This is a genomic window from Chitinophaga sp. (assembly GCF_035761305.1).
Classification (GTDB): Bacteria; Bacteroidota; Bacteroidia; order Chitinophagales; family Chitinophagaceae; genus Chitinophaga.
The window spans coordinates 1-16226 of sequence record NZ_DASTRI010000078.1 but is presented as its reverse complement, the minus strand read 5'-3'; the positions used below and the strand labels follow the sequence as shown (position 1 = coordinate 16226).

At 52.1% G+C, this 16226-nt stretch carries 13 protein-coding genes; 5 read left to right on the top strand and 8 right to left on the bottom strand.

The annotated features are described in order from the left end of the window. The 3 genes from VFS25_RS07095 to VFS25_RS07085 form a co-directional block, all read left to right on the top strand. Positions 1–876: formylglycine-generating enzyme family protein (locus VFS25_RS07095; protein ID WP_326461431.1), on the top strand; the 876-nt coding region annotated here is incomplete at its 5' end. A gap of 185 nt (positions 877–1061) precedes the next feature. Next, positions 1062–2405: a Gfo/Idh/MocA family oxidoreductase gene (locus VFS25_RS07090; RefSeq protein ID WP_326461430.1), complete on the top strand. Its 1344-nt coding sequence runs from the start codon at positions 1062–1064 to the stop codon at positions 2403–2405. A gap of 160 nt (positions 2406–2565) precedes the next feature. Continuing rightward, positions 2566–3900 (top strand): D-alanyl-D-alanine carboxypeptidase/D-alanyl-D-alanine-endopeptidase, encoded by a 1335-nt coding sequence (locus tag VFS25_RS07085; RefSeq protein ID WP_326461429.1) that lies wholly within the window; start codon positions 2566–2568, stop codon positions 3898–3900. A 44-nt stretch (positions 3901–3944) separates the two neighbouring features. Here VFS25_RS07085 and VFS25_RS07080 read toward each other — a convergent pair whose 3' ends face one another. From VFS25_RS07080 to VFS25_RS07065, 4 genes are all read right to left on the bottom strand, one after another. Further along, positions 3945–4580 (bottom strand): hypothetical protein, encoded by a 636-nt coding sequence (locus VFS25_RS07080; RefSeq protein WP_326461428.1) that lies wholly within the window; start codon positions 4578–4580, stop codon positions 3945–3947. Between the two features lie 270 nt (positions 4581–4850). Continuing rightward, the gene (locus tag VFS25_RS07075; RefSeq protein ID WP_326461427.1) at positions 4851–6299 is read right to left on the bottom strand and encodes a Gfo/Idh/MocA family oxidoreductase; all 1449 of its coding nucleotides are present in this window, start codon (positions 6297–6299) and stop codon (positions 4851–4853) included. Positions 6300–6363: 64 nt separating this feature from the next. Then, positions 6364–7059: a gluconate 2-dehydrogenase subunit 3 family protein gene (locus tag VFS25_RS07070; protein WP_326461426.1), complete on the bottom strand. Its 696-nt coding sequence runs from the start codon at positions 7057–7059 to the stop codon at positions 6364–6366. 59 nt (positions 7060–7118) lie between these two features. Continuing rightward, positions 7119–8858: a GMC family oxidoreductase gene (locus VFS25_RS07065; protein ID WP_326461425.1), complete on the bottom strand. Its 1740-nt coding sequence runs from the start codon at positions 8856–8858 to the stop codon at positions 7119–7121. Between the two features lie 93 nt (positions 8859–8951). Between VFS25_RS07065 and VFS25_RS07060 the strand changes: the two genes are divergently transcribed. Beyond that, positions 8952–10427, top strand: a complete 1476-nt coding sequence (locus tag VFS25_RS07060; RefSeq protein ID WP_326461424.1) for a gluconokinase — start codon at positions 8952–8954, stop codon at positions 10425–10427. 6 nt (positions 10428–10433) lie between these two features. Here VFS25_RS07060 and VFS25_RS07055 read toward each other — a convergent pair whose 3' ends face one another. Together VFS25_RS07055 and mutL are read right to left on the bottom strand one after the other, a co-directional pair. Beyond that, on the bottom strand, positions 10434–11147 hold the full coding sequence (locus VFS25_RS07055) for a family 16 glycoside hydrolase (protein ID WP_326461423.1): 714 nt from the start codon (positions 11145–11147) through the stop codon (positions 10434–10436). Between the two features lie 10 nt (positions 11148–11157). Next, positions 11158–13038, bottom strand: a complete 1881-nt coding sequence (gene mutL, locus VFS25_RS07050) for a DNA mismatch repair endonuclease MutL (protein ID WP_326461422.1) — start codon at positions 13036–13038, stop codon at positions 11158–11160. A gap of 221 nt (positions 13039–13259) precedes the next feature. Here mutL and msrB point away from each other — a divergent pair, with 221 nt between their 5' ends. Then, positions 13260–13730 carry a peptide-methionine (R)-S-oxide reductase MsrB gene (gene msrB / locus VFS25_RS07045; RefSeq protein ID WP_326461421.1) on the top strand — a complete coding sequence of 157 codons (471 nt, stop codon included), beginning with the start codon at positions 13260–13262 and terminating at the stop codon, positions 13728–13730. Positions 13731–13863: 133 nt separating this feature from the next. On the opposite strand, the gene VFS25_RS07040 is transcribed toward msrB, so the two are convergent. Together VFS25_RS07040 and VFS25_RS07035 are read right to left on the bottom strand one after the other, a co-directional pair. Next, positions 13864–15165 carry a TolC family protein gene (locus tag VFS25_RS07040; RefSeq protein ID WP_326461420.1) on the bottom strand — a complete coding sequence of 434 codons (1302 nt, stop codon included), beginning with the start codon at positions 15163–15165 and terminating at the stop codon, positions 13864–13866. An 11-nt stretch (positions 15166–15176) separates the two neighbouring features. Continuing rightward, positions 15177–16226, bottom strand: a 1050-nt coding sequence (locus VFS25_RS07035; protein ID WP_326461419.1) for an efflux RND transporter permease subunit, incomplete at its 5' end; no start/stop codon positions are given.

The window sequence follows — 16226 nt, the reverse complement described above, 5'->3', positions numbered from 1 at the left end:
GAAAAACTGCCCGGCACGGATGTTTCCTTTAAAATGATGCCCATACCCGGTGGTACCGTTACACTGGGCAGCCCCGCTACGGAAAAAGGCCGGGGCGAAGATGAAGGCCCCCAGCAGCAGGTGCATATTGAACCCTTTTGGATGGGCGCCTATGAAGTTACCTTTGATGAATATGATGTTTATGCCGATGCTGAAAAAGATAAAACACCCATACCGGATGGTATGACGCGCCCCAGCCCTCCGTACATTGACCTTACGCTGGGCATGGGCAAAAGCGGCGGCTACCCTGCCAACAGCATGAGCCAGTATGGCGCATTAATGTATTGCCGGTGGCTATACGCAAAAACCGGTATTTTTTACCGCCTGCCTACTGAAGCAGAATGGGAGTATGCCTGCCGCGCCGGCGCCACCACGGCTTACCCTTTTGGCAACAATGCCGCCGGGCTGCCGCGTTTTGCCTGGTATGCCGCCAACAGCAAAGGCAAATATCATAAAGTAGGCCAGCTGCAGCCCAATGCCTGGGGCCTGTATGATATGCTGGGCAATGTAGCCGAATGGACGCTGGACCAGTACGACCCGCAATACCTGCAACATATAACAGCTACAGATCCCTGGATAAAACCTACTGCCAAAACACCACGCACCATTAAAGGCGGCAATTACCAGGACGATGCAGCCCAGGTACGCCCTGCGGCCCGCCTTAAGTCGGACCCGGGCTGGAACCGCCGCGATCCGCAGATACCTAAAAGCAAGTGGTGGAATGCCGATGCGCCGTTCATTGGCTTTCGTATAGTGCGGCCTTATAAGCAGCCCTCTAAAGAAGAGGCGGAGCAGTTTTTTGCAGATGTATTGGATAAGTATGTTGGGGCAAGATGAGTAATGAAGCAGGGGTAAGAGATTGGATGTAGAAAGGAAATGCAGCGGAATGGTATAAGAAGCAGGGAAAGGAGGTGAGAAGCGGGAAGCAGGAAGATGTAAGAAACAGGAGCATAAAAGGAATAAATAAGAAATGTAGAAAGTAAAAGATAGCGGTAAGCAATTTAAAACCCATCAAAAACATTATGAAAAACGAAAACAAACACCCGTTCCACGTACAAACCCGCCGGGATTTTATGAAGCAGGGCTCCCTGCTGGCGGGCGGCCTGCTGGCCATGCCGGTACTGTCGCATGCGAACTATTTTTCCGGCGCTAAAGACACGATCAAGATAGCGCTCATAGGCTGCGGGGGCCGTGGCACCGGCGCTGCCACCCAGGCGCTGAGCACCAAGGAAAATGTAGAGCTGATAGCCATGGCCGATGCTTTCCCCGACCGGTTAAACAGCAGCTATAATAACATTAAGGAGGCGCTGGAGGAAAACGGCAAGGCCGACCGGCTGAAGGTAAAAGATGAAAACAAGTTCACTGGTTTTGATGCCTATAAAAAGGCCATTCCCCTGGCCGATGTAGTAATACTGGCTACGCCGCCGGGTTTTCGTCCCATACATTTTGAGGAAGCCGTAAACCAGGGCAAACAAATTTTTATGGAAAAGCCAGTAGCCACCGATCCCGCGGGCATACAAAAAGTGCTGGCTGCCGCGGAAAAGGCCAAAGCTAAAAAGCTGAATGTAGTGGTGGGCCTGCAGCGCCGCTATCAAAACTCTTACCGCGAGCTGTACAAACGCGTACAGGATGGTATGATAGGCGACATCCTTTCCATGCAGGTATGGTGGAACCAGGGCGCGTTATGGATAAGGCCCCGTAAACCCGAATATACAGAGATGGAGTACCAGATGCGCAACTGGTATTACTTTAACTGGTTGTGCGGCGATCATATTGTGGAGCAGCACATTCACAACATTGATGTGGGCAACTGGTTCAAAGGCGCTACGCCCGCTTCCGCAGTGGGCATGGGCGGCCGGGCCGTACGCACCGGTAAAGATACCGGCGAGATATTTGACCACCACTATGTAGAATACCGGTATGACGACGGCGTTGTTATGAACAGCCAGTGCCGCCACTGGAAAGACAGCGCCAGCCGTGTAGATGAGGAAATTGTAGGCACCAAGGGCCGCATTATATGCGATAAAGGGCTGATACAGGATTACAAAGGCAAAACACTGTACCAGTTTGATAAAAAGCAGGAGAACAATCCCTATCAAACCGAGCACGATGAACTGTTTGCTGCCGTAGCTAAAGGAGAGTTCAAGTTCTGGGATGCAGAGCGTGCGGCGCACACCACGCTAACAGCCATTATCGGGCGTATGGCCACTTACTCCGGGCAAATAATTCCCTGGGATAAGGCGCTGCACTCCGGCATCAACCTGCAGCCGCAAACCTATTCGTTTGACGCCAACCCGCCTGTAATGCCGGATGCCGAAGGGTATTATGCGCACGCAAAGCCGGGCCAAACCAAATATTTTACCTGATCGTTTTAAGGAAGTAAATAGCGGCCATTGTTCATTTACTTTAACAGTAAAGGACAGTGGCCGTTGGTTATATAGCGCACCATCTTTTAACGGCGGTGTATTCCCCGCCTCCCATCATTCTTTTTTTGCAGTAAAAGCCGCTAACTGTTATTTTACCTGTATGATAAGGAAATACCCGCTTAAACCAGCTGCCCTGTTATGCCTTGCGTTGTTTTGCGCACCTGCGCTGTGGGCGCAGCAGTCGCGCACCAGCATTCGCAAATGGGCGCAGGAATTACTAACCAGCCAACCCCTGCGCCAGGCGCATACCGGTATTTGTATTTACGACCCTGCCAAAAAGGAATACTGGTACCAGTACCAAAGCGATAAGTATTTTACACCTGCCTCCAACACCAAGATATTCACCTTATTTACCGGCCTGCAAATGCTGGGCGACAGCCTGCCGGCGCTGCAGTACCTGGAAACAGACAGTGTGCTGTACGTGAGAGGAATGGGCGACCCCTCTTTCCTGCACCCGGATTATACCTCCCAGCCGGCTATGGACCTGCTAACCCGCACGGATAAACGGATTGTGCTGGTGCCGGCCGTAATTACCAACAAACGCTTTGGCCCGGGCTGGGGCTGGAGCGATTATGCGGATTATTACCAGCCGGAGCTGAATGAGTGGCCCATGTATGGCAATGTTGCCCGTATTAAACACCATGGCGATACCATTAGCATTACACCGCCGGCTTTTTCCTATGAGGGGCATTTCACCTGGGAGGTGAATGATACGCTGCGCGAGCCGGTTACTAACCGGGATGAGCGCAGCAACACGTTTACCTTGCAATATGGCCCGCATGATAACAGCCTGCTGCTGGCAGAGGTGCCTTACATTACCGGCAGCATTACGGATTTGGCCCGGCGCCTGCAGGACACCCTGCACAAACCCGTAGCCATAGCCACCCAGCCGCCGGCCGCATATCCCGGCGCTTTTAAAACATTATACAGCCGCCCGGTAGACTCGCTTTTTACACCCATGATGCACCGCAGCGATAACTTTTTTGCAGAGCAAACCCTGATGATGAGCAGCGCTAAATTGTGGGACACCATCAGCACCCATAAAATGATTGCTTACATGGAGGAGCATTACCTGCAGGACCTGCCGGATGAACCGCAGTGGGTAGACGGCTCGGGCCTTTCGCGCTACAACCTGTTTACCCCGCGCGATTTTGTGAGCGTGCTTACCAAAATGCGGGAGCAATACCCGCAGGCCAGGTTATGGGATATATTTCCCACCGGGGGCAAGGGCACGCTGCGCAACTATTACCGGGAGCAGTTTGTACATGCCAAAACCGGCACCTTAAACGGGTGCGTAGCCCTGAGCGGGTACCTGGTAACAAAAAAAGGGAAAACACTGGTTTTCAGCGTGCTGGTAAATAACCACAACAACACCGCTACCAATGTGAGAAGGGCTGTGGAGCGCTTTTTAACGGATATACGAAATAATTACTGATCAATGTTGCGGGTTGCCGGCCGGTAATGGCCGGCGCCTGTTTATTACTGGTTAATGCTGTACTGGCGCAGGCGGGTAGTATCTTCTGCCTGGTCTATTTCAATAAGGCCCACCCCTTCTGCGTAATAGTTGGTAGCCACGGTGCCCAGTGAAATGGTAGTGCCCAGGAACTTAACAGATGCGCTGAGCGCTACACCAATAACATTGGTAAAATCCAGGCCGTATATGCTTTTCTGCACACCCTTTTGTGTAACAGTATAAGTGAGGATCACGGTTTGCGCATCGCTGCCTTTTCTTACCGTTACGGTATCGGTCCAGCTGGCGCCGGTGTTCACATTATCCTTCAGGTAAACCGATACAATGCTGTCGGCCGTATAGCCTTCAAAGGAAAGCCCTTTAACCAGCTGGTAATAATTGCCGTTGCCATCGCAGCGGTCGTAGGTGGTAGCGGTATCGGAGGTAAGCTTGCGGAATGTTTGGCCGTTGATGGTACTATCGCCGGTAACGGTTACGGTAAAAAAGCCGGTATCAAGCGGGTTGCTGCTATTGATATGATCGTAGTTAAAAACAGAGCCTGCGGTATATGGCGCGTAGCTGCAGGTGCTTACAACCGGCGGAACCTCACCTTCACGGCTCAGCTCTTTTTTACAGGCCCACAATAATAATAAGCTACCTGACACGGCTAATAACCAAAAATTTTTTTGCGCCATAAAAGCTAGGATATGGATTTGGTACTATAAAAATAGCTAAACGTCCTGTACTTAACGTAAAGTATAAGATGATTATTTTAATATATGCATGCACAGCGGTGCCTGAAGGCGGCCGGGCAGGTACGGTTCTTACCGGATAAGGGGTTACGGATGAATGTTTTATAACGGGTATAAACAAAATGTGCGGATTATGCAGACCATCATCTGCACATCCGCACATTTGCATATCTGCACCTTTACTTAAACGCCTAGGCTCCAGCCGTCGCGGTAAGTACGCTTAACAAACTGGTTGGCATCGTCAAAGTTGGTGATCTTCATGTTCTGGCCATCCCACAGCAGCTTAATATAGCGGCCGGGGAAGGTGGTTTTGCCGTCTACTTCCTTCTTAATATCAAAGCTGCGTATAGCCAGGTTGCTCATTAAAACAGTTTCTGTGAGCGGGCCTGCTATGGAGAAGGGAGAGCTGAGGCCTTTGGCCTTGGAGCTGTTATAGCCGGCAATGGCTGCGTTTACCCATTGCTGATAGTGGCCTTCCGGTACGCGGGCAATGGTTTGCGGAACATTTACCTGGCTGTTGCGGGAGGTGGGCAGCAGGCTGGGGAACATGCCATAGGTGCCGCACATCATTTTGCCTTTGGAGCCTATGAACAGCGCGCCGTTACCGCCGTCGCCCATTCTTTCGTTCGGGCCCAACTCTTCAGGACGTTCGGGCTGTATGCCGCCGTCCATCCAGTGCATGGTAACCTCTTTACCGTTTTTACCTTTAAACCGCAGGATAACGTGTGAAGATGGCGGGCAGCTTTCGGGGAAATAGCCGCGTTTAAACTCATCCACATACACGCTGCCTACGCTGCACTCCACAGAGGTGGGGTAGCCCAGGCCCAGCACGCGGAAGGGCGGTTCAATAATGTGGCAGCCCATATCGCCGATAGCGCCGGTACCATAATCCCACCAGCCGCGCCAGTTAAACGGCACCAGCTTATCCACATAATCCTTGTAGGGGGCGGTACCCAGCCACAGGTCCCAGTCAAGCTCTTTGGGCACTTCTGCTTTGGCAGTAGGCCAGGGAATACCCTGGGGCCATACAGGGCGGTCGGTCCAGCAATATACGGTGTGCACATCGCCTACCAGGCCGGCCTGGTACCACTCCATCAGCTGGCGTACACCATCGCCGGAGGAGCCCTGGTTACCCATTTGCGTTACTACCTTGTAGCGGTTGGCCGCCTGGGTAAGCATACGGGCTTCATAAATGTCATGCGTGAGAGGTTTTTGCACATATACGTGCTTGCCCAGCTGCATGGCTGCCATAGCGGCAACTGCGTGGGTGTGATCCGGTGTGGACACAGACACGGCATCAATATGCTTGTGCTCTTTTTCCAGCATTTGGCGGAAGTCCTTATAGAACTTGGCTTTCGGGAAACGCTTAACGGAATTGGCGGCACGGCGCTCATCCACATCGCAGAGATAAGCAATGTCAACCGGGCCTTTGGAAAACTCGTTAATGTCGCTTTCTCCTTTACCGCCAGCACCTATACTGGCAATGATCAGGCGGTCGCTGGGCGCTGTAAAGCCCTTTCCTCCCAAGACATGACGTGGAACGATCATAAAGCCGGCGGCAGTCAGTGCGCCGTTCTTTAAAAATGATCTGCGGGAAACACTATCTCCCTGGTTATTTTTTTCCTGGACCATGAGTAAGAAAAGTTTTTATCAAGATAAAAGAAATACAATCAAATGTCAATGTTGCGAAAGCCGGTTAATCGTCCCAGGTCATGAGTTTGCCGCGGTCTTCCATTTTAATATAAATAGGCAGCAGCTTTTCATCATAAGCTAGTCCGTACTGCTTCAGCACATCTTCCGGCACACCATCCCACTCATTGGGGCGGTTACCTACATAGCCCAGGTCTTTAACCCCTATTTCGCTGGTAAAAAAACCGGTGGCGGTAAGGTTGCGCATGAGCGTAAAGAACGATACGCCCTGGCTGAACTCGGGCGTGGCCTTTTCCGGGTAGGCAATATGATCCAGCAGGGCGGTTTGCTGTTCCTTGCTGCAATCTACAAACGCCTTATCATAGTGCTTCAGGCAATATACATCCAGCCAGCGCAGGCCGCCGCGCATGGGCAGCTGGTAGCGGGGCTGGTCTTTTACCGTAAATTCTATGAAAGCGGGTACGCCGGCATCGGCAGCGCTGCCGGAATGCTCGTCGGCCGGGATAATGAGGGCCGAGAGTACGGTGAGCGTTTTCATTTCCGCTTCCGTAAAATAGGTATCTGCTTTGAGCTTGGCATCGCGCTCCTTTTCTTCAGGGGTGCGGCCGTAAGCTTCGGCATTGTCGCCGCCCGGCTTTTTATTATCTTCCTTTACGCCTTTCTTTTCCTCACAGCCGGTGAGGATGGCGCCTACAGATAAGGACCCAACGGCTAATGCTTTCAGGGACTCTCTTCTATCCATACGTTTGGTTTTATATGTTAAAGGCAACCGCCTTTTACAGTTATTGGTTTAATACGCTTTTAGATGTTCTGTTTTTTCAGCTCTGATATAATGTACTCAGAGGCGCGCAGCGACAGGGCCAGGATGGTCCAGGTAGGGTTTTTATCTGCCTGTGACACAAACGGTCCTCCATCTACGATAAACAGGTTCTTTACCTCATGCGCCTGGTTAAACTTGTTCACCACAGAGCGTTTAGGATCGTCGCCCATACGGGTGGTACCTACTTCGTGGATGATACGGCCGGGCGTTTCCAGGCCGTACATGCTTTCTTCACCCGGTTTATCGCCCAGGGGCACGCCGCCCATTTCGTGTATCAGCTGCTCAAAGGTTTCGTGCATGTGCTTTGCCTGCTTAATCTCATGCTCGCTCCAGGTATAGTGGAAACGCAGCACGGGAATGCCGTATTTGTCCACTACGCTGGGATCTATTTCGCAGTAATTATCTTCACGGGCAATGCACTCGCCGCGGCCTGCAAAGCCAATGGTAGCGCCGTAAAAGCGACGGTAATCGTTCTTGAGGCCAGCGCCGTAGCCGCCGGCTTCCTTCATTTTACCATCAACGCCGCCGTACTTGCCGTTCAGGCGCTCCATACCAAAACCAAAGCCGTACATGGGCATGTGTATGCCGCCGCCTAATTCAATATGGTAGCCGCGGGCAAAGTCGAGCTTTTTGTTATCGCCCCACCAGGGAATGTATACGTGCATACCGCCAACGCCATCTTCGTTATAGCGTTTGCGGTCCATGAGCTTGGGTATAAAACCGCCGCGGGAAGCGCCGGTAGAATCGTGCAGGTATTTACCCACCACGCCGCTGCCATTGGCCAGGCCGTTGGAGAAGCGAGATGATTTTGAATTGAGCAGCAGACGGGCCGACTCGCATGCGCTGGCAGCCAGCACTACTACGCGGGCTTTTACCTGGTATTCCTGCAGGTCAGTTTTGTCAACATAAGAAACGCCGGTAGCCTTGCCACTATCATCTGTAAGCACCTCACGCACCATGGCGTTGGTGTACAGGTCTACCTGTCCGTTTTTCATAGCCGGTTTTACCAGGCAGGAGGAGGCGGAGAAATCGCCGTACACGGTACAGCCGCGGTTACACTGGCTGCAGAAGAAACAGGGGGCGCGGTCCTTGTTTACGGAGCGCGTCATAATAGATAAGCGGGAAGGTATTACCGGTATGCCCAGCTTATCGCCCGCCTGTTTGATCATTAATTCATGCAGGCGTGGTTTTGGGGGCGGCAGGAAATAGCCGTCCGGCTCATTGTAAATGCCCTCTTTGGAGCCAAATACGCCTATCATCTTGTCCACGCGGTCGTAATACGGCTTCACATCGTCGTAAGAGATGGGCCAGTCGTCGCCGTGGCCGTCTACACTTTTGTGTTTAAAGTCGCGGGGGCCAAACCGCAGTGATATACGGCCCCAGTGGTTGGTACGCCCGCCTAACATACGGGAGCGGAACCAGTCGAACTTTGTACCGTCTTTTGTGGTGTAAGGTTCGCCGTCAATTTCCCATCCGCCATAAGCGGCGTCAAAATCGCCGAAGGGGCGGGTAGTGCTGGCGCCCCTGCGGGGCGATTGCCACGGCCATTTAAGCTGTGTGGCCTGTGCAGGATCGGCAGGATCGTATTTAGGACCCGCTTCCAGCAGCGCTATTTTAAGCCCTGCCTCTGATAATATTTTGGCAGCCATGCCGCCCCCAGCTCCGGAACCTACGATGCAAACGTCATAGACCTTCCCTTTTTGCTTGATCTCCAATGCCATATACGTGGTGAGTTTAGCTTTTTAAAGGCTTTAAATCTATAAATTAAAGCTAGAAAATGAAAGGTGTTTTTTATTTTGAGAACCTTTTATGGTATGAGCAGCCCATTAAAATACATGATCGGTGTTGACATCGGCACCAGCAGCACCAAGGTAATAGCCCTGTTACCCAGTGGCCATGTACAGGCCCTTTACCAGCAGGCATATGCTACGCAACAGCCGCAACCCGGGCATAGCGAACAAAACCCGCATGATATTTTACAGGCGGTAACCCGTGGCATACGGCAGGTAGCACAAGAAATGAAACAACCGCCGGCGGGTATTTGTTTCAGCAGCGCTATGCATAGCCTGATGGCGGTGGATGCGCAGGGCCAGCCTTTAACGCCTTTGCTTACCTGGGCCGATAACCGCAGCCAGGAAATAGCAGATGCGCTGCGGCCTACGGGCCAGGGCAAAGCGCTGTACTACCAAACCGGCACACCCATACACCCCATGACGCCCTTGTGCAAAATATCGTGGCTGCGGCAGCATGCCACCCCATTGTTTGCACGAACGGCGCAATGGCTTGGCATTAAGGAATATGTGCTGTACCGGCTATTCGGAAAATATGTGGCGGATTACTCGATAGCGTCGGCTACCGGCCTGTTTGACATACATGCCCTTATGTGGAGCCCGCAGGCCATGCAGGCCGCCGGCATTACCACGGCGCAGCTGCCGGAACCTGTGCCTACAGATCATATACTGCGCAACTTACCGGAACACGTTGCCTGGGACCTGGGCATACCAGCCGATACGCCTTTTATTATCGGCGCCAGCGACGGGTGCCTGGCCCAGCTGGGCAGCGGCGCACTGGCGCCCGGCCATGCCACGCTCACTATTGCCACCAGTGGCGCATTGCGCATAGCCACTACAAAACCGGTAAGGGACGAGCAGCAGCGTATATTTAATTATATACTGGACGCCCGGCATTTTGTAACCGGCGGGCCGGTAAACAACGGCGGCATTATACTGCAATGGTTTGTGCGCGATTTTCTGCAGCAGAAAGATGCTGACTTAGACACTTATATTGAGCAGGCGCTGGCCATACCGCCCGGCGCAGCAGGCCTGGTATGCCTGCCCTACCTGTTGGGTGAGCGTGCGCCTGTGTGGGACGGGCATGCAAGGGGTGTTTTTATTGGCGTGCAACCCCAGCACACCGCCATGCATTTTATGCGCGCAGCCATGGAGGGCATTGCCTTTGGGTTGTTAAGCATTGCCAACGCCCTGCGGGAAACTGCCGGGCCGCTGCAGCAAATAGCCGTAAGCGGCGGGTTTACCGCATCACCGGGATGGATACAGCTGATGGCAGACGTTTTTCAGCAGCCCATGCACCTGGAGCAGCAGAACGATGCATCGGCCCTGGGCGCGGCCATGATGGGGTTTGGGGCCCTGGGAATAGCTTTTGAAGGATTGCCGGCTGCTACCGCAACCATATACACGCCGCGCACGGAACATGCCGCCGTGTACGAAAAACACTACAGGCTATACAGCGAGCTTTACGGGCGGCTGAAGGATGTAATGCACCAGCTGTAGCGGTGCTTATTCCTCTATTTTTAAATTGCGCCAGTCGCCGCCGGAGCCGTTACCTACCCATAAGCCCAGCATACCGGTGCCGCGGGTGCTCAGCTGCTGTACTTCCAGGCAGGGAGCGGCGCTGTTATTCACATATACTTTTACAGAAGGGCTTTGTACTACAATGCGCACATGAAACCAGTTGTTCGGATCGGGAATGGGGTTAACCGGCTGTTCGTACTTATTGGGAAACTTTTCACGCAGCACAAACCAGTCATTGACAGGGTTGGAGATATACTGTACCGAATGATTTTTACGCGCCTGTTCTGCCGAGCGGAAGTTAAACGGGCGAAAGTACACGGCATCATAGGTGCTATCGTTCAAACCATGAAAGGCAATACCTACAAAGCTTTGCTGCATAACATCCTTTCCTTTTACATCAAAAGAAATAGTGCCGTTTGAGAAGGTAATGCCTTTCAGCCAGGCAATGCCCGGGCCGGGCTGCTCATCCAGCCGTACGCTGTTATCCATGGTGGGCAGCCTGTGGCGGTTTGCCAGCACCAGGTCCATTTTATCCAGTGTTTTCAGCGATCCGTTCGCACCTGCGGGATATGTTCCTGCCAGCACCAGGTCCATTTTATCCAGTGTTTTCAGCGGCCTTTGCTGCTGGCTGAAAGCAGGCAGGGTGGCCAACAGGAAAAGACCGGCAAAAAGCAGGCGATAGTAAAATGGCTTTATCATAGTGTGCAGTTTAGTTACCTCTTTCAAACATCCGCACCAGGTCGGCCAGTTTAAAGGAAACATAGGTGTACTTACCGCCGGGCGATACATTGGGCATGCTGCATGCAAACAACTCGTCGATAATATTCTGCATTTCACGGGGACTGAGGGTTTTGCCGGCCGGTATGGCATTGTTGCGCGCCATAGAACGTACCAGCTGCTCCCTTTTGTTCACCTTCAGCACGGTGCTGAAGTGCTTGAACTGTTCCAGCAGCCCTTCGATACTGGCCTGCTCATTACCGCTTTGTATATCGGCCGGGGTGCCGCGTACTACAAAGGTGTGGTTGCCAAAAGGTTCCATATCATAACCAAGCACCTGCAGGTCGGGCAGCATTTCTGCGACCAGCGCCGCATCTGCAGGCAGCAGCTGCAGCGTTTGCGGGAACAGGCTTTGCTGGGTGGGCATGGGCTTATCCTGCAGGGCGCGCAGGTAGCGTTCGTACAAAATACGTTCGTGCGCGGCCTGCTGGTCTATTAGTATAAACCCGGATTTTATCTGCGAAAGAATGTATTGCTGGTGCACCTGTACGGGCACTTTCTGGTCAACAGCAGTGTCCTGCCAGCGCTCGTCTATAACAGAGGCGGTGGAAGGGCGGTTCACAAAAGCAGGGCTGTCCGGTACCGGGGGCAGGCCATTGTTTTGCGGCACATTGTCTGTTTTGTTGATCTCGTACAGGTCTTTCCAGTGCTTCAGGTTGCTGTTGCTGCTTTTGTCTATCACATGCGCCTGGTGGGCCTGCGTAAAGGTTTGATACAGTGAGCTGTTTGCCGAGCGCTCCTGCTGCTGCGGGGTAAACGGTTTGGTTACCGCATCCAGCTGCTGAATGCCGGGGTCCAGGTCAAAGTCGAGCGTAGGCGTTACATTAAACTGGGCCAGTGCATGCTTTACCGCCGACTGTACAAAGGCGTACAGTATCTTTTCATCATCAAACTTAATTTCCTGCTTGGTGGGGTGCACGTTAATGTCCACATGCGCGGGGTCCAGGTCAATGAACAGTACGTACAGCGGAAAGCTGTCGGCCGGAATTATTTCCGAAAAGGCGTTCATAATGGCGTGGTGCAGGTAGGGGCTTTTGATAAAGCGGTTGTTCACGAAAAAGAACTGGTCGCCCCGGGTTTTTTTAGCCGTTTCCGGCTTGCCTACAAAACCATGTATGTTCAGGTAATCGGTACTTTCTTTAACCGTTACCAGGCGGGCATTATAATGCTGGCCCAGTATGGCAATAATGCGTTGTTTAAGAGAGCCTTTTTCGAGGTAAAACACCTGCTGGTTATTGCTGGTAAAGGTAAACTGCAGCTGCGGGTAGGCCATGGCCACGCGAATGAACTCATCTACTATATGGCGCATTTCCGCGGCATTGCTTTTCAGGAAGTTGCGGCGGGCAGGCACGTTGAAGAAGAGGTTTTTCATTGAAATGCAGGTACCTGCAGCGGTTTGGCAGGGCTCCTGTTTGCGTACCACGCTGTTATCTATTTCTATGCAGGTGCCAATAGGCGCATCCGGCTGCCGGGTTTTCAGCTCAACCTGGGCAACAGCGGCAATGGAGGCAAGCGCCTCTCCGCGGAAGCCCATGGTGCGTATTTCAAACAGGTCGTTGATGGTTTTTATCTTGGAAGTGGCATGGCGCTCAAAGCACATGCGGGCGTCGGTTTCGCTCATGCCCTTGCCATTGTCTATCACCTGCACCAGCTCTTTACCGGCGTCGCGCACAATAAGCTGTATTTCTGTGGCGCCGGCATCCACTGCATTTTCCAGGAGTTCCTTCACTGCAGAGGCAGGGCGTTGTATCACCTCTCCGGCGGCTATCTGATTGGCAATATTATCTGGTAGTAAATTAATGATGTCGGCCACGCGTAAAACCCTTTTGGCGTAAAGTTATGAATTATAATGCCAAGCCCGAGCGGGCATTTTATAACAGGTTTATAACATAAAATGTGTGTAACTTCAATGTTGCGAAAATTACAATCTAAACCCGCACTAAAATGAGCGTACGAAGTTTGATGATATGGGCCCTGGCTATTTTATTCAGCCACTGTTCCTATTCACAGAACCGGGATCAAAAAAATACAGCTATGGAACAAAAAAAGAACGAAGTGTATTCCCATACCGACTCATCGAAAGTAAATATGAGCAATGAGGAATGGAGAAAGGTATTGCCTGCGGATGTGTATAATATTGCCCGTGAAAAAGGTACGGAATGGGCTTTTTCCGGCAAATACTGGAACAGCAAGGAAAAAGGCATGTACTATTGCGCCGCCTGCGGCAACCCGTTGTTTGTGTCAGATGCCAAGTTTGAAAGCAGCTGCGGCTGGCCCAGCTTTTTTGAGCCGGTTACCAAAAGCAGTGTAATATATGCGCCGGATAATACCCATGGCATGCACCGTACAGAAGTGATGTGCGGGCGATGCAAAGCCCACCTGGGGCACGTGTTTGAAGATGGCCCGCCGCCTACCGGTCTGCGATACTGCATTAACTCCGTGATACTGGATTTTGAGAAGGCCCAGGAGGCGGATAAGGCGTACACCGATAAAAAAGAACAGTGATAATTAAGAATTAAGAATGAATAATTAATAATACAAACGGTGTGCGCATGGGTTAGCGCCTGGTTGCCCGTCCGGTAATTTAATTAATAATGAATGGCCGGAACGCCCGCCGCCATTATTCATTCTTAATTGCCTAATACTGCAAATCATGCGCATACCATTTTAAGCGCAGCTCCGCCGCCTTGGCGGAAAAGCTTACGTTCACCAGCAGAAAACCGGCATTCTCAAAACTTTCCTGCGCATTTTTAACATCTACAATAGTGGCCTGCTTCAGCTCAAAACGCTGCAGCACCAGGGCCAGTAATTTGCCGGACAGGTCGTAGTTTGCTTTGGCCGTTTCCAGCTGCTGCAGGTTGTTATTATACGCCTGCCAGCTTTTTACGCTGTTGGCGGTGTAGTTAAGCGAGAGCGTATCTTTTTGCAGGCGCGCATTTTTAACATTAATATCTGCCACCTGCTGCTGCTTCCTGTAAATGCTGCCATTAAAAATGGGAATGCTTACGCCTATGCCTGCAAAAGGGCCATAGCTCTGGTTCAGCAGCGAAAAGCCCGCGGCATTTTTGGTATGGCTGAAATTATAGCCTGCATTGGCGCTCAGGGAAGGGTAGCGCTGCGCGGCAGTTTCCCGCTCCAGGTATTCATTAATGGTAACCTGCTCGCCGGCAGCGGTAATATCCGGGTTGGTGCCAATGGCATTGAGCACAGTAGCCAGGTCCAGGTTTTTATCTACCAGGATGGTGTCCTGTATGGCAATGGCGGAGTCGGGCTTCAGTGTTAGCAAGGTAAGCAGGTCTGTTTTAGCCTGGTCTATTACCAGCTGCTGCGCCTGCAGGTTTTGTATTTGGGTGTTAAGGTCTACCTGCGCCTGGAAAAGATCGGCATTATTGGCTACGCCGGCGCTTTGCCGGGCCTTAACAATATCCAGCTTTTGCCGGCTGGCTGTGATAGAGGTGGCCAGGGTGGCGGCGTAGCTTTGCTGGCGGATAATATCATAATACCGCAGCATTACATTATACGCTACTGCTAAGGCGCGGGAGCTGAGCAGCTGCCGGTCCTGCGCTTCAACCATACCCAGGCGCTTACGCTCATTTTGCACGCGGCTGCCGTTGTACAGCAGCATAGATGCGTTGAGGGAGGCGGAGAGGTTGTTGGAAGAGGCGTTGTTGCTGGTTTTGTTATTAGCCGGGTTGGAATATTCCTGCTTAATGCTGGTTGACTGTTCCAGGTCAGACCCGCTGGCCGTTACTACCGGCAGCCCGCCGGCCATGCCATAGCTGTTGTAAATACCGGCTGCGGTTACATTGTTCTTTGCGATTTGTATGCCCAGGCTGTTCTGCAGGGCAATGGTTACCGCATCGTGCAGGCTTAGGCGCTGCGCATGCAACAGGCCGGGGCACAGCACCAGGCAGGTATATAAAAAAAGTTGTTTTTTCATGCTTCCTTACATTAATCATTAATAACGGTTACATGCGCTTTATGCCTGCTGGATACAAAGGTGTAAACAGCCGGTATTACAAACAGGGTTAGCACCAGGGAAAACAGGATGCCCCCCACTACTACAATGCCCAGCGGAATACGGCTGGTAGAGGCCGCGCCCAGGCTCAGCGCAATGGGCAATGCGCCCAGGGAGGTAGCCAGGCTGGTCATGAGAATGGGGCGCAGGCGCTGGGATGCTGCTTCTATAACAGCATCCATTTTAGACATGCCCAGCTCGCGTTTCTGATTAGTAAATTCTACTATTAATATCCCGTTTTTGGTTACCAGGCCAATGAGCATGATCATGCCTATTTCAGAGAAAATATTCAGCGTTTGGTGAAACAGCCACAGGCTCAGTAATGCGCCGGCAAGGGCCAGCGGCACGGTAAGCATAATGGTGAGCGGATCAATAAAGCTTTCAAACTGGGCAGCCAGCACCAGGTATATAAGCATCAGGGCCAGGGCAAAGGCAAATACGATGTTGGAGGAGCTTTCTGCATAGTCGCGGGAGGCGCCGGCCAGCGCCGTATGGAAGCTGGCGTCCAGCAGGCGGGCTGCAATGCCCTGCATGGCCTTAATACCATCGCCAATAGTGTGGCCGGGGGCCAGGGAGGCGGAAATGGTAGCATCTTTGTAGCGGTTAAAGTGGTACAGGGTAGCGGGGCTGATGTTGGGCTTTACATGCACTACAGACTCCAGCGGAATATTATCGCCATATTTATTCCGTACGTAAATATTGCTGATGTCCATAGGGGTATTGCGCTGCTCCCGCTCCAGCTGCGCTATTACATAATACTGGTAACCGTTCATGATAAAATAGGCCATGCGGCCGCCGCTGAAAGCGGCCTGCAGGGCGGATACCACATCGCTGGTAGAAAGGCCGAGATCTTTTATTTTCATGCGGTCAAAGCTAATGTCCACACCGGGCTTATTAAACTTCAGGTCCACATCCACATTGGCAAAAGTGGGGTCTTTGCGGGCCTCTTCCAGGAACTGCGGTATAATATTTTTCAGCTTGTT

What these genes read in the sequence shown, in the direction of transcription:
- VFS25_RS07075 (WP_326461427.1), bottom strand. Translation starts at nt 6,299, where the DNA reads ATGGTCCAGGAAAAAAATAACCAGGGAGATAGTGTTTCCCGCAGATCA.
- VFS25_RS07055 (WP_326461423.1), bottom strand. Translation starts at nt 11,147, where the DNA reads ATGATAAAGCCATTTTACTATCGCCTGCTTTTTGCCGGTCTTTTCCTG.
- VFS25_RS07040 (WP_326461420.1), bottom strand. Translation starts at nt 15,165, where the DNA reads ATGAAAAAACAACTTTTTTTATATACCTGCCTGGTGCTGTGCCCCGGC.
- msrB (WP_326461421.1), top strand. Translation starts at nt 13,260, where the DNA reads ATGGAACAAAAAAAGAACGAAGTGTATTCCCATACCGACTCATCGAAA.
- VFS25_RS07070 (WP_326461426.1), bottom strand. Translation starts at nt 7,059, where the DNA reads ATGGATAGAAGAGAGTCCCTGAAAGCATTAGCCGTTGGGTCCTTATCT.
- VFS25_RS07060 (WP_326461424.1), top strand. Translation starts at nt 8,952, where the DNA reads ATGAGCAGCCCATTAAAATACATGATCGGTGTTGACATCGGCACCAGC.
- VFS25_RS07085 (WP_326461429.1), top strand. Translation starts at nt 2,566, where the DNA reads ATGATAAGGAAATACCCGCTTAAACCAGCTGCCCTGTTATGCCTTGCG.
- VFS25_RS07090 (WP_326461430.1), top strand. Translation starts at nt 1,062, where the DNA reads ATGAAAAACGAAAACAAACACCCGTTCCACGTACAAACCCGCCGGGAT.
- VFS25_RS07065 (WP_326461425.1), bottom strand. Translation starts at nt 8,858, where the DNA reads ATGGCATTGGAGATCAAGCAAAAAGGGAAGGTCTATGACGTTTGCATC.